This is a genomic window from Sphingomonas sp. IC4-52 (assembly GCF_020707225.1).
Lineage (GTDB): Bacteria > Pseudomonadota > Alphaproteobacteria > Sphingomonadales > Sphingomonadaceae > Sphingomonas.
This window is the reverse complement of record NZ_JAJFEU010000004.1, coordinates 96204-115382: the sequence shown is the minus strand read 5'-3', so window position 1 is coordinate 115382 and position 19179 is coordinate 96204. Positions and strand designations below refer to the sequence as shown.

Below are 19179 nucleotides of genomic sequence, written 5' to 3'. Positions count from 1 at the left end.
CGCCGCCCTGATCAGGTCGACAGGAATGACCAGAAGGAGAGACGGCAATGCCAGTGCTGGGAATGGGCGGCTTGTTCTTCCGCGCGAGGGATCCAGAGGCGCTCGGCGCCTGGTATCGCGATCACCTGAACGTCGGCCCCGGCTGTAGCGGCGACCCGGCGGCGCCGGCCAGCGAGTGGTTCTGGCAAGCGCGAGGCGGCCCCTTCGTATTCGCGCCGTTCAAGGACACAACCGACTATTTTCCGGCCGACCGCGCCTTCATGATCAACCTTCGGGTCAGCGGCCTTGCGGAGATGATTCCCGATCTCGAGGCGTCGGGCATTGCGGTTGAAACACGCGCGGAATGGGACTCTCCGGAAACCGGCAGCTTTGCGCGCCTCCAAGATCCGGAGGGCAACGTGATCGAATTGTGGGAGCCGCCCGCCTGACCGGCGCTTTCCGAGGGGGGCACGGCCCGACCTGCCACCACACCCATCCCATGAACGAAAAACACCCCGGCTTCAGCATTGACTGAAGCCGGGGTGAGAAAGCGCTGGCGGGGCGCGTTACCCGCGCCCCTGAGCGATCAGAAGCGCTTGCGCAGGGTCACGCCATAGGTGCGCGGCTCGGCAAGGAACGCGGAGAACAGCTGGTTCGCCGGCGACGTGCCGAGACGGATCGTCTGCGCGAGGCTGCCTGCGCCCTGGAACGGCGCGTTGAACGCGACCTGCTGGTAGTCCTGGTTCAGCAGGTTCTGTGCCCATGCCTCGATCGACCAGTTCTGGTCCGGCCCGCGAACGCCGATACGGGCGTTCATCAGGAAGAAGCCGTCCTGCTCCTTCTCGAAGAACAGGTCCGAACCGGTGTTGTAGTCGCTGGTCATGCGGCCATCGACATAGAACAGGCCGGTCATGCCCGAGCTGCCGATCTCCGGCGTCCAGCTGACCGAGCCCGTCACCACGTTGCGCGGCGCGTTCGACATCTGGCTGCCGGCGAGCAGGAACAGTGCCGGGTCAAGCGCAGCGCCCGCTGCCGAGCCCACCAGGTTGCGGCGGAACTTGGTGTCGGCCAGCGTGTAGCCCAGGTTCACCGCGAAGTTGCGCGCCGGGTACAGGCCCAGCTCGACTTCCACGCCCTGGCTGCGCACGCCCGGCTTCACATCGCCGGTGCAGACGCCGGTCGCTGCCGAACCGTCCTGGTCGCCGCCGTTCAGGCTGTCTGCGCACGAACCGATGTTCTCGACGACATAGTTGGTGCCGTTGAACGTGTTGAGCTGGAAGTTTTCGAAGTCTGAGCGGAACACGGTGACGTTCGCCGTGAACTGACGCGTCGAGTACTTGATGCCCGCTTCATAGCTGTCCACCAGCTCCGGATCGAAGCGCAGGTTGGTGACGTTCGCCGACGAGCGCGGGAACAGCGCCGAACCCAGATCGGAGCGATCAAGGTTGTAGCCGCCAGCCTTGTAGCCACGCGAATAGCTTGCATAGACCATCAGGTCGCGGGTCGGCTTCCACGAGATCACGCCGGTGCCGGTGAACTGATCTTCGTTGAAGTTGTCCTGCAGATCCAGGCCGTTGAGCGTCACGGACGAGTTGCCCGTGCAGCCCAGCGTGATGATGCCGCCAGCAAGCGTGGCGAGCGCCGGGTTGGCCAGCAGGCCGCCCAGGCCGCCCTGTGCCGTGCCCGCCTGTAGCGCCGGGCAGACCGTGTTGGTGTTGTTGAAGTTCGCATGGAACTTCTTGGCTTCATGGGTCCAGCGCAGGCCGGCCGTGATCGACAGCGTGTCGGTCAGCTTGAAGATGTTGTGCGTGAAGAACGCGTAATTCTCGCTGTCCTGGTAATAACGCGCGTTGTTGTCGCCCAGGTTGTTCAGCGTCGACAGGCGATCGAGGTTGCTGCCGATCAGGCCAGCGTTCGCCACGGCGGTTGCAAGCGGGATGCCTGCGGCGACCTGTGCCTGGGTGAGCCCGCCCAGCACAGCTGCGCGCCCGGTGGTGCCGGGGGCGACAAGCGAGGTGCCAAGGCAGCCCGGAGCCGCCGGGTTGCGAAGCGCAGCGACCGGGTTGATCGTCGAAACGATGCGGCACGATGCGAAGGCGCCATATTGCGACCCGAACTGCAGGTTGTCGCCGACGACCAGGTCTTCGTTCGAGTAATAGCCGCCGACCAGCCAGTCGAGGCGATCGTCGAACAGCGAACCCTGCAGGCGCAGTTCCTGGGTAAAGGTGTGGAACTGGCGGAAGGCGCGGCCATCATCGGCGCGATAGCCGATGTCGACATTGCCGTAATCGATGTCGGAGGCGTTGCCGGCCTTGTATTCGCGATAGGCCGTGATCGACGTCAGCGACACGTTGCCGAAGTTATAGTCGACCTGCATCGACCCGCCGTAATCCTTGGTCACGTTCGAATAAGCGCGACCGGGCGAGTTGGCGATCTGGCGGTTGTACGGATCACCCGCGCTCGGGAAGACGCCGCCCAGGCTGCGCAGCACGTCGACGATGCGGTTGCCGTTCGGGTTGATGGTGAAGTCGCCTGGCTGGCCCGGCGTCGGGTCCAGCTTCTCGCGCAGGTCGACGTACACGGCGCCGCAGCACTTCTCGTCACGCCAGGTGTAATCGCCCAGCAGGCGGATGGTGAGGTCGCTGGTCGGTTCGAACAGCAGCTGGCCGCGCACGAACCAGCGGTTGCGATCGTTGTAATCGGTGTCGTTGATGACGTCCTTCAGGAAGCCGTCACGCTTGTTGAACACACCGTCCAGGCGGAACGACAGAACGTCCTGCACCACCGGCCCGGTGATCGCACCGGCAAGGCGGATGTTGTCGTAATTGCCGTAGGTGCCCTCGACATAGCCGCCGAACTCGTCGTCGGGCATCCGGGTGTAGATGTTGATCGCACCGGCCGATGCGTTGCGGCCGGACAGCGTGCCCTGCGGCCCGCGCAGCACTTCGATGCGGTCAACTTCGCCGATGTCGTTCAGGCCCGAACCGGTGCGGCTGCGATACACGCCGTCGATGAACACGGCGACCGAGCTTTCCAGGCCGGGGTTGTCACCCACGGTGCCAATGCCGCGAACGCGTGCGGTGGCGTTCGCTTCGCTGCCGGTGGAGGAAACCTGCAGCGACGGGGCAAGCTGTGCCACGCCGCGAATGTCGTTGGCGCCCGAATTCAGCAGTGCCGCCTGGCTGACGGCGGAAACGGCGATCGGCACGTCGGCCAGACGCTCGGCGCGGCGCGTGGCGGTGACGACGATGTCACCTGCGCCCAGCTCGTTGGCGCCCAGATCGGTATCGCTGGCGGGTGCGGCCTGGGGCTGATCAACCGACCCGGCAGCGGTCGGGTCCTGGCTCGGCTGTTCCTGCGCAAGTGCGGGAAGGGCGGCAAAAAGAACGGCAGTGGACAAAAGCGAGGCAACGCGACGCATCGGGCTCTCCGGTAGGTATAATTATCGTGGTTCGATGGGAGCGGTGCCTTTAGGCCGCCCGTCCGGCGCGCAAAGAATTTTTTGTTGCACAGGAAACTTTTGGGATCGGCGTGTCGCGCGGATGCCACGATTGGTCCGTAGCGGCCCTGTCTGAAGTGTCAGTTGACGCTACGTCAGACATGAAAAAGGCCGCGACCTCTGCTGGAGGCGCGGCCGTTTCGCAGGCGATCCGGAAAAATTATTTCGGCGCGAGCACCATCAGCATCTGGCGGCCTTCCATGCGCGGATAGGCTTCCACCTTCGCTACTTCGGCGACCTGTTCGGCCACGCGCTGGAGAACTGCCATGCCGAGCTGGCCGTGGCTCAGCTCACGTCCGCGGAAGCGCATGGTCACCTTCACCTTGTCGCCTTCACCGATGAACTCCGCCACCTTCTTCATCTTGGTGTCGTAGTCGTGATCATCGATGTTCGGACGCATCTTGATCTCTTTGATCTCCTGCGTCTTCTGGCTCTTGCGGGCGAGGTTCGCCTTCTTCTGCGCCTCGTACTTGTACTTGCCGACGTCCAGGAACTTGGCCACGGGCGGATCGGCATTGGGCGACACCTCGACCAGATCGAGCCCGACTTCCTTGGCCTGCTCGATTGCCTGACGGGTGTACATCACGCCGAGATTCTCGCCCTCGTGATCGATCACGCGGACCTTTTGGCTCTGGATCCACTCGTTGAATCGCGGGCCGTTCATCGGCGGCGCCTGCATTGGCCGGCGCATCATGGGCGGACGGATGGTCAATTCTCCTGTTGCTTCAAACGACGAATATATAATGCGTCCTGTCGCGGATCGAAAGACTTCAATCGGCCACTTCGGGCTAAACTGTTCGCGCAAATGATCCTGCCGTGTTTGCCGGACGGTCGGGCGGTTTACCTGCCGGCGAGCGGTGACACGCCACAGGCGGGTGTTTAGGCGTGCCGGCAATGAACCTGGGCACCCTTGATCGCCACCGGCTGTTGCTATTGCTGGCTGTGGCGATCGCCGCACGGGCAGTGACGTTCGCCAATCCGATCGTCCATGTCGATGAGGATTTCTACTTCACCGTCGCTCGCGACATGTGGGCCGGCGCCTTGCCCTATGTCGATATATGGGACCGCAAGCCGCCCGGGCTGTTCCTGATCTATCTTCTCCCCGCCGCCCTGCCGTTCGGCTGGGGCATCATCGCCTATCAGGCACTGGCGCTTGTCGCGGTGGTGATCACGGCATGGATCATCGCCCGTCTGGCCGAGGCCGGTGGTTGGGCACGGGGCGCCACGCTGAGCGGCGTCGCCTACATCCTGTGGCTCAACCTGGCGAGCGGACAGGGGGGGCAGTCACCGGTCTTCTACAATCCGCTGATGGCCGGTGCGGCGCTGCTGATCATCGGTAACCGGGCGCGTAGCGGCTGGCGCGATGGTGCGGCCATGCTGCTGGTCGGTTTGGCGTTACAGGTGAAATATTCGGCGCTGTTCGAGGGCCTGTTCTTCGGCATCTGGATCATGGCGCGGGATTGGCGCGCGGGCCGTCCGATCGGCCGGGTCGCGGTACCAGGCGTGGGGCTCGCGACGCTCGCGCTCCTGCCGACCATTGCCGCTGCGGGCTATTATGCGGCGATCGGTCATCTGGACGCCTTCACCTTCGCGAACTTCCGGTCGATTTCTGCCCGGCGAACCGATCCTGCGCTCGAGCGAGTGGGCAATTTCTTGAAGGTCGCCGCGCTTCTGCTGCCGTTGCTGGTGATGGCGGTCGATTCGGTACGCCACGGTGCGGGAGGGCAGGGGGCCGGTCAGCCACAGGGCGAGGTGGCGCCAGGTGCGCAGCGCTTCCTCTTGTGCTGGCTCAGCGTCGCAATTGCGGGAATCGTCGTCTTCGGCGGCTGGTTCGATCATTATGCCTTGCCGGCCATTGTGCCCGGTGCGGTCTGCGCAGCCGGGTTCCTCGGCGCTCGTCAGCGCGGGCGAATGGTCGCCCTGGGGCTGGCCGCATTGATCGGCACGGTCACCATTGTCGCCGACCGGCTCGGCCGGGGCGGCCCCGCTCAGTTCGAAGGCCTCGTTCATGCGATCGGCGATGGCCCGGGTTGCCTGTGGGTCTATTCGGGCACGCCCAAGATCTACGCTGCTGTTCCGCGGTGCCGTGTGACGCGATATCTCTTCCCCAGCCATCTGTATCGCACGCGGGAGCAGGGCGCGATCGGCGTCGATCAGGAAGCGGAGGTTCGCCGCATTCTCGCCCTGGCGCCGCAGGTGATCGTGATGCGCCCGCTCTCCATTGGGGAACGGCCCGAAATTCGCGCCATCGTGACGGCCGCGATGGCGCGCGGCTATGTCGTTGCTGCTCATCGGCCACTGGGCCGCGAGACGATGACGATCTACCGTCGAAGATAGTGGCCAGCGCTGCGCCGATTTAGGCCGCTTTGCTCCGCCTGGCGGCCAGCGCCGCTTCATAATAGGCCATAAGCTCCACGGTATGCTCCCGGTCCGTTCGCACCCGGCCGGCTGCGGCCGTGGCCGCCTGGCGCAGCAGGCGGGGATTGCGGGCACGCATCCGGGCAATGGCATCGGCGCACGCCACCGCATCGCGGGCCCGGTACAGTTCGGCACACAGCGGCTCCGCCACTTCGGCGCATCCGCCGGAATCGGGCACGATCAGCGGCAACCCGGACGCCATCGCCTCCGATGCAACGAGCCCAAACGGCTCGGCTTCCGATCCGTGGATCAGCGCATCACAACTGGCCATGATGCGCGCCAGCCGCTCGCGGTCGTAAACCGGGCGGAACAGGCGGATATGCGGGCTGCCGGCAATGCGCCGCTGCATCCGCTCGGTATCCACCCCCTGCCCGAGCAGGATGAGCCCCACGGGAAAGGTGGCGCCGGCGCGCTCAACAGCGTCGATCACCATGGGCCAGCGCTTCTCCGGATGATGGCGTCCGAGACCCAGGAGCAGCAGCCCGCTTTCGTCCAGGCCACATTGCCGCAACAATGCACGCCGCAGCGCGCCATCGCGCAAGCCGGGTGAGAAGTGCCCGCGGTCGATGCCGAGCGGCATGGCAGCGTCGATCCGCAGCCCTCGCGCTTGCAGGCGCTTGGCTAGAGCCGGCCCATTAGTGACCACCCGATCGTACAGGTTGAGGAAGCGCGCCATATAGCGGGTGTACCAGCCAAACGCCCGCTCGATGCGGTCATGGCTCGCGACCCCTTCGAACCAGCGCTGGGCGTAAGCGGCCATATTGTCGTTGTGCATGAAGAAGGATTTCAGCGCGCGGCCCTGCCACTGGCCCACAAACCAGGCGGGCCGCCAGGGCGACGAACACTCCACCACATCGGGATCATATTGGTCCAGCAGCCGCGTCACCGCGGCGCGATCCCAGAAGAGGCCGTAATTGGGATCGAACGGCAATTTCGGGGATCGGACAAAGTGGATCAGCCCACCCCCGGGCCGATCCTCGATTCGTTCCTCCGGCCCCGGCGCGATCAGGATCAGCTCGTGCCCGAGTTCGTTCATGATGCCGATCTTGCGGTCGATATAGGTCCTGACGCCGCCGCCTGTTGGCGAGTAGAATTCGTTGACGTCGACGACGCGCATGTCAGTCGGTGACCGGACCAAAGCTGGGGATCAATCCGCGGAGATACTGAACACGGACGGTGACTCGTGCCACGCCGCGCGGAACATTGACGACGGCTTGTGCCAGTGTCGGCTTTGATCGGCCAATCCGCTGGTTGGACGGGATGCCGGCGCCATCCGTCCACACATTGAACTTGTTCTTATTGTCCCGATCATGGGTCACGAACAGCGCGTACCGGCCCGGCGCGGGCGCCTTGATGCACAGGGTGACTGGGCCCGCCTGCGGGCTCGTGGTTTGAACACGGTGGAAGAACTTGCCCTCGGCCAACAGGTCTCGATCATCCCTCAGGAAGTCAGCTTCCGTTGCCGGATACAGTTCCAGCTTCAGATTGCCTGTCCGGTCCTTCAGGCCCTGCACCGCCACTTCGATGGCCGGCTGGTCACGCTGAATACAGGCTTCCGCGTCGCTGCCAAGCACGCGCGCCTGGGCCGCCGCCGGGGCAAGCAGGCCGAGAAGCAAAGGAACTGACTTCAGCGCCGCCAAAGCCGAAGCCCGGTCCAACCGGCTCCCACCGCAAACGCCAGCACCAGGGCGATGTGCACCACCAGGGTAAGGGCGGCCACAAAGGCGATCATCTCGCTGAGCGCCTCTCCCTGGCCAATCAGCAGGATCGCGAAGCTGGCGAACAGCAGGTCCTTGTTCGGTACGAGCGGCAAGCGCGAAACGAGCAGCCGTGCGGCCGAAAGGAACAGCCACATCCAAAGGGAGACCTCCGGCATGGCGAAGTGCCAGGCCAGTGCCAGAAGGAGCGAGCTGGCCGCGATGCGGGCACAATGAATCCAGAACACCTGCCAAAGCTGACGGCGCGGCAGCGAGAAGACCCGCTTCGAAAACAGGATCAGCAACAGGCTGATGGCAAGGGTAATCACCGCCGAACCCGCCACCGCGTTCAGCACGCCTGGTGGCATCAGCTGATAGCCGACCGGTAGCGCCAGCGCACAAAGCAGGATGGTGGCGCCATTGCCGGCGATCGCGGAGAGGAGCGAGACGTCCTTCACCGCGCCAAAAGGTGCGGCAACGAGGTTCGCCCTCGCGCGCGCCCAGGCGTAGAAATACGCTTCGCCTGAGTATCCGAGCACCACATCGTTCGCGATTCGCTTCTTGTGGAGCGCCGCAAAGCCCGCCCAAGGTATCCCCCAGAGGCGACGAAAGATGATGAAGTCACCCGTCGGCGCCGCCATGTACAGGCCGAAGAAGGCGACATAGAACCAGGGCGAATCGGGCGCCGCACGGCTGAGACCCGCAAGCCCGGTGTCCAGCAATTCGCGACCCAGCATCACCAACATGGCGAGGCTGAGCACCGCGCCCACGATGGCGGGCCAGCGGCGACGCAGGGTTTCCGCCGGCTGCAACGCCGCGATGTCCGGCAAATCGGCATCGATCACGCCCGCAGGCACGCTGTCGGCTTTTGCGCTCAAGACCTCGGGCTTCCTTTGCACGCGTCCCGCATATCATCTCGCGGGCGGTTTGGGCGAATGGCGCCCGAATGTGGTTTCTTTTCGACCGCAATCTGGGCTGTAGGGTGCGTCCAAACAAGATGAGCGGCGCGCGACACATTCTTGGTTACGCCCAAACGCTGCGCGGCGGCGGCGTGGAACGTGCGCTGCTGCGCCTTGCCGGTGAGTGGCACGGGCTGGGCCGCCGCGTTACGCTGGTGATTGGTGATGCGACGGGCCCGTTGCGCCGTGAGCTGCCTGCGGGTGTCGAGGTGATCTCTCTCGGCGCCGATGACTATGCCGCGTTACGGGCGCTGCCCCGCTACGCGAAGGCCGTCCAGCCTGACGTCACATTCTGCCCTGGCAGCCATTATACCGGGGTCGCTGCATGGACGCGCTGGCGTCTGGGCAGGTCTTGTCCACCGATCGTCGGGAAGATCTCCAACGCGGTGGATCGGCCAGATTTCGGGAAGCTGATGACCCTCGTTCACGCCACATGGCTGCGCCAGCACCCGCGCTTCCTTGATGGGGTGGTAGCGATGTCGGACGCAAGCGCCGCGCAACTCGCCCGGACAATGCGACTCGACGTCAAACAGATTGCGGTGATCCCTAATCCTCCAGCGCAGCCTCTCGCGTGCGCGCCGGTGCCGGGCCTTCCTCCCCGTTACATACTGGGCGTGGGCCGGCTCGTACCCCAGAAGCGCTGGGACCGCCTGATCAATGCCATTCCCCGATTGAGGGAGCGGGTCGCGCTGGTCCTCTTGGGAGAGGGCGAATGCCGCGCGGCACTGGAAGCCCAGGCGAAAGCATGCGGTATAGAGCTGTTTCTGCCGGGGCACGTGGCGGATCCGATCGGTGCCATGTCTCGTGCCACAATGGTCGCCTTGCCCTCGGAGTTCGAGGGCGTGCCCGGCGTCCTCAGTGAAGCGCTGTCCGTCGGCACGCCCGTGGTGGCAACCGATTGCTCCCCAGCGGTCGCGGAGATCATTCCGTCGCCTTCGCTGGGCACCATCGTGCCGCGCGACGATGCTGCAGCATTGGTTGCCGCGCTAAACCACTGGCTCGGCGACGTTGTCCGGCCCCAGCCCGTTTCGCCACCGGGGACGGATTCAGCGAAGCGCTACCTGAAACTATTCGACAGCCTTACGCGGGCTTGACCCGCTCGGGGGCTGCTGCCTGAACCGCAGGCATTGCGAGGCTTGCTGCTTCTGCTGCGCAAAGCCTTGGAAAGGCGTCTAGTGGAACCGCGAACCGCCGGGCATTGGCAAGCTGCGGCACAAGGCACACATCGGCGATGTCGGGCGAATCGCCGCCAAGAAAGGGGCCGCCGCCCGCCATTTGCTCCAGCGCCGCCAAGCCTTCCACCACCCAGTGGCGGTACCATTCATCACGCGCTGCCTGATCCGCCCCGAATTGGGATTCGAGACGTTTCAGCACGCGAAGGTTGTTCAGCGGGTGAATGTCTGCCGCCACCGCCAGCGCTCGGGCGAGCTGTCCGGATCGCACGAACGGATCCTTGTCCACCATGGGCGGCTCAGGGAAGTTCGCGTCCAGCCAGTCTACGATAGCAAGGCTTTGGGTGAGAGGGCGACCATCCACGACCAGCGTCGGCACAAAGCCTTGCGGATTGATCGCACGATTGGCGTCACTGGTCTGATCACCTGCCAGCAGGTTCACCGGCACTGAATCGTAGGGCACACCCTTCAGGTTCAGGCAGATGCGCACACGATAGGATGCCGACGAGCGCCAATAATCGTGCAGTACGATCTTCATGCGCGCGCTTCCTCGTCGCGTTCGTCTTCCACGGTTTCGCTCCGACGCTCCATGGCCGTCTTGATCATGGCAGTCATCGGATCGGCCAGCGCGAGGCCGAGGATGCCGAATAGCGCGCTGGCGAGGATCTGCGCGCCGAGTGTCAGCGCCGGCGGCATGTCAACGGTGCGCTTCGCAACCATAGGGATCAGAACATAACCGTCGAAGGTCTGCACGATCACATAGGTGCCGATCGCCCAGATACCGGTGTCGACCCCGGCGGAGAAGCCGACGGCGATCATCAGCGCGCCGGAAATGAAGGCGCCGATATTCGGGATAAAGGCAAGGATGCCGGTCAGGATTCCCAGGATCAGCGCCATCGGAACCCCGCCGATCATCAGCGCGAACCAGGTAAGCACGCCCTCTGCCACCATGCCGATGATTCGGCCGAACAGCAGCCGGCGCAGCGTGTGGCCCATGCGCTCGGTGATGATCGCGAATTCCGCGCGCTTCTCCTCGGGGATCATCCATTGCAGACCGCGCTCATAGGCACGCGGGTCCATGGCGATGAAGAGGCCGATCACCAGGATCATGAACATGGTGGTCAGTGCGCCCACGGCGGTGCCCACCCAGGACGTGAGCCGACCAACCGAACTCATCGCCTGACGCGCGATGCCGCTGATGTCGGAGGCACCTGGCATCAGACCATGGCTGGTCAGCCAGCTGGTCAGCCGCACTGCCTGCGATTCCAGGGTGGTGCGCAGCTGATTGACCTGCTCCGCCACCTGAACGCCGGTGAGCACGAACGTGCCGACGAGAAACACCACGGTGAGAAGACAGACGATCAGCAGCCGCCATCCTCGCCCGATCGGCAGCACCCGGCCAAGCAGGCGCACTCCACCGTCGAGCATCGAAGCAAATACGAGGCCGGCGAAGATGATCAGCAACGGCTGGACAAGCAGCACGACCAGCGCGATCGCTGAAGCCATGCCGAGCCACACCGCGGCGCGTTTTATCTCACGCCGGGTGGCTGGATCGCGAACTTCATGCGGGCTGGCTCCCTCGACGACCCTTACGCCCGCTTCGCTCAACGTGTTTCCTCCGGGTGAAGCGAGATGCCGGCGCGGCCGCTCCGCAGCGATCCAAACCACGAGAGGGGGTTGATGGTTGCGGATCCGTCGACAGAGAAGGTGATGAATTCGGCGCGCCCACCGATATTCTCCCATGGCACCGGCCCACCGAGGCCCTTCTCACTGCCGCCCAACGCGAAACGGCTGTCAGCGGACCGATCGCGATTGTCTCCCATAAGGAACACGTGATGCTCTGGGATCTGGACCGGCCCATAATAGTCGCCCGGGCTGGTGCCTAACTCGACCGTGTCGAAACGGCGCCCGTTCGGCAGGGTTTCCGTCACGATCGGCAGGCGACAGACAGTGACACCGTCCGCGCGCGTGATCTTGGCTTCGGGATATTGCCACGGATCGCAGGTGGCGTTGAGATCCACCGGCAGGTCCTTGTAGTGGGTGGGCCCTCGTAACACCGGCTTTCCGTTCAGGATCACCGTTCCGGCCCGCACCTCCAGGGTGTCGCCGGGAAGGCCGATCACGCGTTTGATATAGTCGCTGGTCTGCCCGGGCGGCGTGACGATCACGACATCGCCACGCTTCGGCATCGCGCCCCAAACTCGCCCGCGCCACGCCGGCAACTGAAAGGACCAGCTCTCAACCGGCTGGTGCAGGACCGCGCCCTTGAACATGGCGGCCGGATTGGGGATCGTTGGCGAGACGAACGACCATCCATAGGCATATTTGGAGACAACCAGCCGGTCGCCGACCTCCAGGCCAGGCAGCATGGATTCGCTGGGAATGTAGAAAGGCTTGGCGATGAAGCTGTGGAAGCCCAGCACGGCCAGGATCAGCCAGAACAGGCCTTTTGCCTCGCCCCACCAGTCGAAGCGACGCTCGCCCCTCTGTTTGGGCGCTTCGTCAGCCGGGGGCTCGCCCGTCAACGGCAGTTTCTCGGCCAGATCGTTCACGTCTCTGAGGTTCACTCGTCCGGGATGGCCTCGATGATCACAAAGGCCTGCGCCCAGGGATGATCGTCGGTCAACGTCAAATGGATACGCGGGCGGTGGCCCGCGGGAATCATGGCGTCAAGAGCCGCCTTGGCGCCCCCGGATAGCGCAAGCGTTGGCGCTCCGGAGGGGGCGTTCACGACGCCGATGTCCTTCATGAAAACGCCGCGGCGAAACCCGGTACCGACCGCCTTGGAAAAGGCTTCCTTGGCCGCGAAGCGCTTGGCGTAGGTGCCCGCGATCGTGAACGGGCGGCGCTGGGCTTTGGCGCGTTCGACGTCGGTGAAGACACGGTTCTCGAACCTGGCGCCGAAGCGATCGAGCGATGCCTGGATCCGCTCGATGTTGCACAGATCCGAGCCAAGACCGACGATCATCGTGCCGCATCCATCGCCGCGCGCATCCGGCGAATGCTTTCGGCCAGTCCGATGAAAATCGCCTCGCCGATCAGGAAATGGCCGATGTTCAGCTCAACGACCTGCGGGATCGCCGCGATCGGCGCCACATTGTCGAAGGTGAGGCCATGGCCGGCATGAACTTCGATGCCGTTCTTCGCTGCCAGCGCCGCGGCTTCGGTGATTCGCCGCAACTCCTCTGCGCGCCCGCCGCCGTCGAGCTCGCAATAGCGGCCGGTGTGCAGCTCGACCACCGGCGCGCCCAGCCGCAGCGCGGCATCGATCTGGCGCGCGTCCGGCTCGATGAACAGCGATACGCGCGTGCCGGCCTCACCAAGCGCAGCCACCATCGGCCGAAGTCGCTCAAACTGGCCGGCCGCATCAATGCCGCCCTCGGTCGTGCGCTCCTCTCGCTTTTCCGGAACGATGCACGCTGCATGGGGGCGATGCCGAAGCGCGATCTGCAGCATCTCTTCGGTCGCGGCCATTTCCAGGTTGAGCGGGATGGTCAGCGTTTCGGAAAGCTTCGCGATATCTTCGTCGGTGATATGGCGGCGATCTTCACGCAGATGCGCCGTAATGCCATCCGCGCCAGCCTCGGCCGCCAGCTGAGCCGCACGGACAGGATCGGGATAAGTGCCGCCACGGGCATTCCGAACGGTGGCGACATGGTCGATGTTGACGCCCAGGCGCAAATGTCCGCTCATCTACCCTCCCTCCGCCGGGGCCCGGCTGTGATCACGCCGCCGACCGGCTACCCGGCTTGATCGCCGGAATGGCGGCGAGCTCCGGAGGGAGCGAGTCCGCCTCATAGGTGGGCACATCAAGGCGGATAAGCGGAAAGAACGGGACGCCGATGTCGGCACTGCCATTCGACCGATCCACCAGGGCGGCGCCGGCAATCACCCGGCCGCCAGCCGCTTCGATGGCCTTGATCGCCTCGCGAGACGAAAGGCCGGTCGTGACGACATCCTCCATCATCAGAACTTCCTGGCCTTGCTCCAGGCGGAACCCGCGCCTCAGCTCGAAGGTGCCCGTTGGCCGCTCCACGAACATCGCCTCGACACCAAGGGCGCGCGCCATCTCATGCCCAGCAATCACGCCCCCCATGGCGGGCGACACAACGGCAGAAATACGAGAGCGCAGCTCCTCGGGAATCCGGGCGGCCAGTGCTGCGGCGAGCCGCGCGCCGCGCTGCGGGTCCATCAGCACGCGGGCGCATTGCAGGTAGCGCGATGATCGCAACCCCGACGACAGGATGAAGTGCCCCTCGAGCAGCGCATCTGCCGCTCGGAATTCCGCCAGAACCTCGTCGTTGGTCACTAATCGCCCTTTCGTCCGCCTCCCGAAATACGAACGACGCCGCGACCATGCAACGGAGGGTCAGTGACTGGCGTAAATAAAGCAACATGCGTGCTTGAGGCGCGCGGAACCCCTCCGTATAGGCGGCAGTGTCCAAAGGGTCTGCGCAGGGGGTGTGCGGGCTCCGCACTGGAGAGGCAAGGTTACCGCACGGATGAGAAGCGCGTTCAAGGGATGGATGCTGGCCGCTGGGCTCGCGCTGGCCGGGCTCGCGCCCGCCGCAGCCCAGCCAGCGGCGACGGGGGGCGATGTTGCAAGCGCTCCTGCCGAAGCAGCAGCGATCGGCAATTCGGTCAATGTCGGGGAACGGGCGCCGGATTCGGCTCCCGCTGCACCGGGATCGGCGCAGGCTAACGGCGCACCGCTGACGGCAAATCCCGTCATTGGTCAGCCCACTGATCGACTCATGTCGATCCAGCCGCAGGTCACCAAGAATGGCCAGCGGGCGATGGGGTTCCACAACAACATCCTGTTGCCGCTGATCGTGGTGATCTGTCTCCTCGTACTGGCGCTGCTGGTATGGGTGGTGATCCGCTATCGTCAGGCCGCTAACCCGATCCCGTCGAAGACGAGCCACAACACGGCCATCGAGGTCGTTTGGACGCTCGCGCCGGTGCTGATCCTGGTCGCCATCGCCGTGCCGTCGATTGGCCTGCTTTCCGCGCAGTTCAAGCCTGCACCGGCCAACGCCGTCACGCTGAAGGCGATCGGCAACCAGTGGTACTGGAGCTATCAGTATCCGGATCATGGCGGCCTCGAAATCACGGCCAACATGTTGAAGGAGCAGAACGAGGTTGCCGCTGGTGAGCGCTTCCGGACCGACGCAGATGGCCCCCGCCTGCTCGCCACAGACAATCGCGTCGTGCTGCCGGTCGGCGTGCCGATCCGTCTCATCACCACCGCGAATGACGTGATCCACAGCTGGGCGATCCCCGCTTTCTGGATCAAGCTCGACGCGGTCCCCGGCCGTTTGAACGAGACCAGCTTCACCATCGAGAAGCCGGGCATCTATTATGGCCAGTGCTCGGAACTGTGCGGTGCGCGCCATGCGTACATGCCGATCGCCGTTGAGGCGGTTTCGCCCGCACAGTTTGCGGCTTGGATCCGTTCAAAGGGCGGCTCCATGCCTGGCACGGCTCAATCGTCGGCAGCCGCGATCCCGCAGCCTGGTGCCGATAACTCCGCAGGTGCTGCCGCTGATGCAGCAGCTGCGGACAACCTGACCGGTCCGACCGAAAACGCGACCGTCGAACCCGCCACCTCCCCGCAGGGCGCCACCGGTAATCCGGGCGGCACCGGCGACTCGGGACGCTGATCATGACCGATACCGCACTTCACCCGTCCGCCTTCCAGGCGCACGACGACCACGCGCACCACCATCATGACGCGGATCACAAGCCCGCGTTCTTCCAGCGCTGGTTCATGTCCACGAACCACAAGGACATCGGCACCCTCTACCTGATCTTCGCGATTTTCGCCGGCATCATCGGCGGCGCGATCTCGGGCCTGATGCGTGTCGAGCTGCGTGACCCCGGCATTCAGTATCTGCCGACATGGCTCGCCATGCTGCACGGCCCGGGCACGTTCGATGAATCGCTTCACCTGTGGAACGTGATGATCACCGCTCACGGTCTCATCATGGTGTTCTTCATGGTGATGCCGGCGATGATCGGCGGGTTCGGCAACTGGTTCGTGCCGCTGATGATCGGCGCGCCGGACATGGCCTTCCCGCGCATGAACAACATCAGCTTCTGGCTGTTGGTGCCGTCGTTCCTGCTGCTGCTCGGCTCACCGTTCTTTGGATCGGGTGCGGGTACCGGATGGACGGTCTATGCGCCGCTCTCCACTTATGGTGAGCCGGGTCCATCGGTCGATATGGCGATCCTGTCGCTTCACCTTTCAGGTGCGTCGTCGATCCTTGGCGCGATCAACTTCATCACCACCATCTTCAACATGCGCGCACCGGGCATGACGCTGCACAAGATGCCGCTGTTTGCCTGGTCGGTGCTCGTCACCGCGTTCCTGCTGCTTCTGTCGCTGCCGGTTCTTGCTGCGGCGATCACCATGCTGCTGACCGATCGTAACTTCGGCACGACCTTCTTCGATCCGGCCGGCGGTGGTGATCCGGTGCTGTACCAGCACCTGTTCTGGTTCTTCGGTCACCCCGAAGTGTACATCATGATTCTGCCGGGCTTCGGCATCATCAGCCACATCATCTCCACCTTCAGCCGCAAGCCGATCTTCGGCTACCTCGGCATGGCCTATGCCATGGTGGCGATCGGCGTGGTCGGCTTCGTCGTGTGGGCGCACCACATGTTCGCCACCGGCTTGTCGGTGAACACCAAGATGTACTTCACCGCCGCAACCATGGTCATCGCGGTGCCGACGGGCATCAAGATCTTCTCGTGGATCGCGACGATGTGGGGTGGCTCGCTCACCTTCAAAACGCCGATGACCTGGGCGATCGGCTTCATCTTCATGTTCACCGTGGGTGGCGTGACGGGTGTGGTGCTCGCCAACGGGGGCGTCGACGATTACATGCACGACACCTATTACGTGGTGGCGCACTTCCACTACGTGCTGTCGCTGGGTGCCGTGTTCGCGCTGTTCGCCGGCTTCTATTACTGGTTCCCGAAGATGTCGGGGAAGATGTACAACGAGTTCCTCGGCCAGCTGCACTTCTGGGTGTTCTTCACCGGCGTGAACATCCTGTTCTTCCCGATGCACTTCCTGGGCCTCCAGGGCATGCCGCGGCGCTACCCGGACTATCCGGACGCCTATGCCTATTGGAACCAGATCGCGACCCACGGCTATGAGATCATGGCGCTGGGTATGGTGATCTTCTTCATCAATCTCGTCTGGTCGCTTGCCGCGGGCAAGAAGGCGCCCGACAATCCGTGGGGCGAGGGTGCCACCACGCTCGAGTGGACGCTGACGTCGCCGCCGCCGTATCACCAGTTCGAAACGCTGCCGGTGATCGAGGACGACAAGCACCATTGATCGCCTGACAAGGCAAAGGTCAGCGCCCCGCGGAGGTAACTCCCGGGGCGCTTTCTTTATGTGCGTTTGTGATCGCGCCATCCCGGCTGTGGCTCCGACGTTGTCTGGCTCGGGCACGCGAACAAGGCCGCTGCAATCGGGAATGAGGTGCTCGGACTGTAACGGCCCTGGTCAGCACAAACGCGCGGCGCTCACCGCGGCGCAGGCAGCGTCAGCCGACTGGCGCTTCCTTTCGGTTGGCGGTCGATGGCCGCAAGGCGGCGTGGACGCGCTTTCGCCGGAGGCCTCGGTTACAGACGAATGAAGAGGCTCAGCGAGGCGGCGTGAACCATGTCGACGCGCCGGCCCGGTGCATCGCGCGTCTGGTTGAGATATCCTGCCTCGACCGTCGACGCCCCTGCCAGCGGGACCTCTACGCCGATGAACGTGCGGACCTGGTCAAAACCGTTCACGCCGCCCCAATCGGCGGACTTCAGCCCGACGAAGCCCTCGACCGACGCGAGCGCCGCCACGCGCCTGGCGTCGGGCGCCAAGGGATACTCGAAACGCATCATCTGGCGCGCGCGCAGTGCCATGCCATTACCATCGGAACGCCAGCGCTCCTCCAGCCGAGTGCGGGATTGAACCTCTAGTCGCCCGATCTTGCCGACGTTCCACGTCACTTGCTGGAACAGGCGGTTTTCACGCCGATCCGGCCCATTCTCCACCGGATCGATGACATGGGCGTATCCCTGATAAACCGTGACGTGCTTGGAAAGCTCGACGCCGACGGCGGGACGAAGAAGCAATTGCGATAGTCGCGACACACCGTCGCCTACACGGGGTTGAACTTCCGCGAAGAACACGACCGGCCCCTGGACGCGGCCCATCACCGTTCCATTCACCCACAGCGCCTCGTCATGACTCGTCTGCGCAGTGGCAGGGGCAACGATTGTCGTGCAGGACAGGAGACAAACGGAAAGCAGCCGGTACATGAGGATGCCCTAGCCGGCCGGCTGGGGAGCCGTCATGCTCCGCGCGAGCGCAGCAACAAAATGTAGGAGGAGAGAAGACATGCCCGAGTCTCGGATGATCGATACCGGCCCTGTCCGCATCCGCACGGCGGTGGAAGGTGACGGTCCGCTCGTCCTGATGGTGCATGGCTTCCCGGAAAGCTGGTATTCTTGGCGGCATCAGCTTGCCCCGGTCGCCGGTGCCGGCTTTACGGCTGCGGCAATTGACGTGCGCGGTTATGGCGGCTCGGACAAGCCGGATCGCGTCGAGGATTATGCGATGGAGCAGCTCGTTGCTGATATCACCGCAGTGGCCCAGACGCTTCAACCAGACGCCCCGGCCATTCTCGTCGGCCACGATTGGGGCGCGCCGCAGGTCTGGAATTCCGCACTGACCCGGCCTGATCAATTTCGTGCCGTAGCGGCGTTGTCGGTGCCCTATACCGGCGTTCCCTCCCGTCCCTTCACCGAAGTGTTTCGCCAGGCCTTCACGAACAAGGGGCGCTTCTTCTACCAGGAATGGTTTCAGGAAGTCGGGCCGGCGGAAGCGGAGGCCGAGCACGACGTCCGGGACTTCCTGCGAAAATTCTATTACGCGATTTCAGGCGACGCGCCCCCGGGCACTTGGCCGACCAAGCCCGCGGGCGCTTCTCTGCTGCAAGACATGGTCGATCCCGACCCATTCCCCGCATGGCTGACGGGGGAAGACCTCGATTATTATGTCGCTGAGTTCGAAGCGTCCGGTTTCTTCGGGCCGATCAGCCGCTACCGCAATCACGAGCGTGATTTTACCTGGCTGCAGTCTTTTCGCGATCGGCGCATCGAGCAGCCCGCCTTGTTCATCGGTGGAACGAAGGACCCCGCTACCACCGGGTTCGGGGCCATCGCCGATCCGATCGGCGTAATGCGTCCCCACGTTCCGCTGGTGGAAGGCCATCTGCTGGACGGTTGCGGCCATTGGACGCAGCAAGAACGCCCGGAGGAAGTGAACAACTTGCTGGTGGATTGGCTGAAGCGCCTGGACTGATCCGGGCCGAAGAGATCGGGGGCGGGACGCAGGATATAGCTCCCCCGGCACCTGAGCCGACGCCGACACGCCGTCGTCGCCGGACTCT

18 protein-coding genes are annotated in these 19179 nt (G+C 64.3%); 6 read left to right on the top strand and 12 right to left on the bottom strand.

Annotated features, from left to right (window positions below):
- The first annotated feature begins 47 nt into the window (after positions 1 to 47).
- Positions 48 to 428: a VOC family protein gene (locus LK535_RS11420; RefSeq protein WP_227772037.1), complete on the top strand. Its 381-nt coding sequence runs from the start codon at positions 48 to 50 to the stop codon at positions 426 to 428.
- Between the two features lie 137 nt (positions 429 to 565).
- On the opposite strand, the gene LK535_RS11415 is transcribed toward LK535_RS11420, so the two are convergent.
- Both LK535_RS11415 and infC read right to left on the bottom strand, forming a co-directional pair.
- Complete coding sequence (locus LK535_RS11415; RefSeq protein WP_227772036.1) at positions 566 to 3400, bottom strand: TonB-dependent receptor; 2835 nt, start codon at positions 3398 to 3400, stop codon at positions 566 to 568.
- A gap of 238 nt (positions 3401 to 3638) precedes the next feature.
- Positions 3639 to 4172 carry a translation initiation factor IF-3 gene (gene infC / locus LK535_RS11410; protein ID WP_088334327.1) on the bottom strand — a complete coding sequence of 178 codons (534 nt, stop codon included), beginning with the start codon at positions 4170 to 4172 and terminating at the stop codon, positions 3639 to 3641.
- 200 nt (positions 4173 to 4372) lie between these two features.
- Between infC and LK535_RS11405 the strand changes: the two genes are divergently transcribed.
- Complete coding sequence (locus LK535_RS11405; RefSeq protein WP_227772035.1) at positions 4373 to 5815, top strand: DUF2029 domain-containing protein; 1443 nt, start codon at positions 4373 to 4375, stop codon at positions 5813 to 5815.
- A 19-nt stretch (positions 5816 to 5834) separates the two neighbouring features.
- Here LK535_RS11405 and LK535_RS11400 read toward each other — a convergent pair whose 3' ends face one another.
- Genes LK535_RS11400 through LK535_RS11390 form a run of 3 tightly spaced genes read right to left on the bottom strand, consistent with a single transcriptional unit; the run spans position 5835 to position 8471 of the window.
- On the bottom strand, positions 5835 to 7013 hold the full coding sequence (locus tag LK535_RS11400) for a glycosyltransferase (RefSeq protein WP_227772034.1): 1179 nt from the start codon (positions 7011 to 7013) through the stop codon (positions 5835 to 5837).
- Position 7014: 1 nt separating this feature from the next.
- Positions 7015 to 7554, bottom strand: coding sequence for a DUF2141 domain-containing protein (locus LK535_RS11395; protein WP_415837126.1), 540 nt, complete (start codon positions 7552 to 7554; stop codon positions 7015 to 7017).
- Positions 7524 to 8471 carry a hypothetical protein gene (locus LK535_RS11390; RefSeq protein ID WP_227772033.1) on the bottom strand — a complete coding sequence of 316 codons (948 nt, stop codon included), beginning with the start codon at positions 8469 to 8471 and terminating at the stop codon, positions 7524 to 7526. The genes LK535_RS11395 and LK535_RS11390 overlap by 31 nt, the downstream gene beginning before the upstream one ends.
- 104 nt (positions 8472 to 8575) lie before the next feature.
- Here LK535_RS11390 and LK535_RS11385 point away from each other — a divergent pair, with 104 nt between their 5' ends.
- Entirely contained in the window at positions 8576 to 9646 is a 1071-nt protein-coding gene (locus LK535_RS11385) for a glycosyltransferase (protein ID WP_227772032.1), read from the top strand.
- On the opposite strand, the gene maiA is transcribed toward LK535_RS11385, so the two are convergent.
- The 6 genes from maiA to pyrE are packed head-to-tail and all read right to left on the bottom strand — an operon-like array spanning position 9633 to position 14033.
- Positions 9633 to 10262 carry a maleylacetoacetate isomerase gene (gene maiA, locus LK535_RS11380; RefSeq protein WP_227772031.1) on the bottom strand — a complete coding sequence of 210 codons (630 nt, stop codon included), beginning with the start codon at positions 10260 to 10262 and terminating at the stop codon, positions 9633 to 9635. The genes LK535_RS11385 and maiA overlap by 14 nt on opposite strands.
- Complete coding sequence (locus LK535_RS11375; RefSeq protein WP_227772030.1) at positions 10259 to 11332, bottom strand: AI-2E family transporter; 1074 nt, start codon at positions 11330 to 11332, stop codon at positions 10259 to 10261. Before LK535_RS11375 ends, maiA begins: the two co-directional genes overlap by 4 nt.
- Positions 11329 to 12276, bottom strand: a complete 948-nt coding sequence (gene lepB / locus LK535_RS11370; RefSeq protein ID WP_415837125.1) for a signal peptidase I — start codon at positions 12274 to 12276, stop codon at positions 11329 to 11331. The genes LK535_RS11375 and lepB overlap by 4 nt, the downstream gene beginning before the upstream one ends.
- 11 nt (positions 12277 to 12287) lie before the next feature.
- On the bottom strand, positions 12288 to 12692 hold the full coding sequence (acpS, locus tag LK535_RS11365) for a holo-ACP synthase (RefSeq protein WP_227772029.1): 405 nt from the start codon (positions 12690 to 12692) through the stop codon (positions 12288 to 12290).
- A complete protein-coding gene (locus tag LK535_RS11360; RefSeq protein WP_227772028.1) occupies positions 12689 to 13417 on the bottom strand; it encodes a pyridoxine 5'-phosphate synthase in 729 nt (242 codons plus the stop codon). Before LK535_RS11360 ends, acpS begins: the two co-directional genes overlap by 4 nt.
- A 31-nt stretch (positions 13418 to 13448) precedes the next feature.
- The gene (gene pyrE / locus LK535_RS11355; protein ID WP_227772027.1) at positions 13449 to 14033 is read right to left on the bottom strand and encodes an orotate phosphoribosyltransferase; all 585 of its coding nucleotides are present in this window, start codon (positions 14031 to 14033) and stop codon (positions 13449 to 13451) included.
- Positions 14034 to 14226: 193 nt separating this feature from the next.
- On the opposite strand from pyrE, the gene coxB reads away from it, so the two are divergent.
- Both coxB and ctaD read left to right on the top strand, forming a co-directional pair.
- Entirely contained in the window at positions 14227 to 15387 is a 1161-nt protein-coding gene (gene coxB / locus LK535_RS11350; RefSeq protein WP_227772026.1) for a cytochrome c oxidase subunit II, read from the top strand.
- A 2-nt stretch (positions 15388 to 15389) separates the two neighbouring features.
- The gene (gene ctaD / locus LK535_RS11345) at positions 15390 to 17072 is read left to right on the top strand and encodes a cytochrome c oxidase subunit I (protein ID WP_227772025.1); all 1683 of its coding nucleotides are present in this window, start codon (positions 15390 to 15392) and stop codon (positions 17070 to 17072) included.
- Positions 17073 to 17362: 290 nt separating this feature from the next.
- Here the strand turns inward: ctaD and LK535_RS11340 are convergent, their stop codons facing one another.
- A complete protein-coding gene (locus LK535_RS11340) occupies positions 17363 to 18046 on the bottom strand; it encodes a DUF2490 domain-containing protein (RefSeq protein WP_227772024.1) in 684 nt (227 codons plus the stop codon).
- Between the two features lie 79 nt (positions 18047 to 18125).
- Here LK535_RS11340 and LK535_RS11335 point away from each other — a divergent pair, with 79 nt between their 5' ends.
- Positions 18126 to 19091: an alpha/beta fold hydrolase gene (locus LK535_RS11335; RefSeq protein WP_227772023.1), complete on the top strand. Its 966-nt coding sequence runs from the start codon at positions 18126 to 18128 to the stop codon at positions 19089 to 19091.
- The last annotated feature ends 88 nt before the right edge of the window (positions 19092 to 19179 follow it).

What these genes read in the sequence shown, in the direction of transcription:
- acpS (WP_227772029.1), bottom strand. Translation starts at nt 12,692, where the DNA reads ATGATCGTCGGTCTTGGCTCGGATCTGTGCAACATCGAGCGGATCCAG.
- LK535_RS11340 (WP_227772024.1), bottom strand. Translation starts at nt 18,046, where the DNA reads ATGTACCGGCTGCTTTCCGTTTGTCTCCTGTCCTGCACGACAATCGTT.
- coxB (WP_227772026.1), top strand. Translation starts at nt 14,227, where the DNA reads ATGAGAAGCGCGTTCAAGGGATGGATGCTGGCCGCTGGGCTCGCGCTG.
- infC (WP_088334327.1), bottom strand. Translation starts at nt 4,172, where the DNA reads ATGATGCGCCGGCCAATGCAGGCGCCGCCGATGAACGGCCCGCGATTC.
- LK535_RS11405 (WP_227772035.1), top strand. Translation starts at nt 4,373, where the DNA reads ATGAACCTGGGCACCCTTGATCGCCACCGGCTGTTGCTATTGCTGGCT.
- ctaD (WP_227772025.1), top strand. Translation starts at nt 15,390, where the DNA reads ATGACCGATACCGCACTTCACCCGTCCGCCTTCCAGGCGCACGACGAC.
- LK535_RS11415 (WP_227772036.1), bottom strand. Translation starts at nt 3,400, where the DNA reads ATGCGTCGCGTTGCCTCGCTTTTGTCCACTGCCGTTCTTTTTGCCGCC.
- LK535_RS11400 (WP_227772034.1), bottom strand. Translation starts at nt 7,013, where the DNA reads ATGCGCGTCGTCGACGTCAACGAATTCTACTCGCCAACAGGCGGCGGC.
- LK535_RS11335 (WP_227772023.1), top strand. Translation starts at nt 18,126, where the DNA reads ATGCCCGAGTCTCGGATGATCGATACCGGCCCTGTCCGCATCCGCACG.
- LK535_RS11360 (WP_227772028.1), bottom strand. Translation starts at nt 13,417, where the DNA reads ATGAGCGGACATTTGCGCCTGGGCGTCAACATCGACCATGTCGCCACC.
- LK535_RS11420 (WP_227772037.1), top strand. Translation starts at nt 48, where the DNA reads ATGCCAGTGCTGGGAATGGGCGGCTTGTTCTTCCGCGCGAGGGATCCA.
- maiA (WP_227772031.1), bottom strand. Translation starts at nt 10,262, where the DNA reads ATGAAGATCGTACTGCACGATTATTGGCGCTCGTCGGCATCCTATCGT.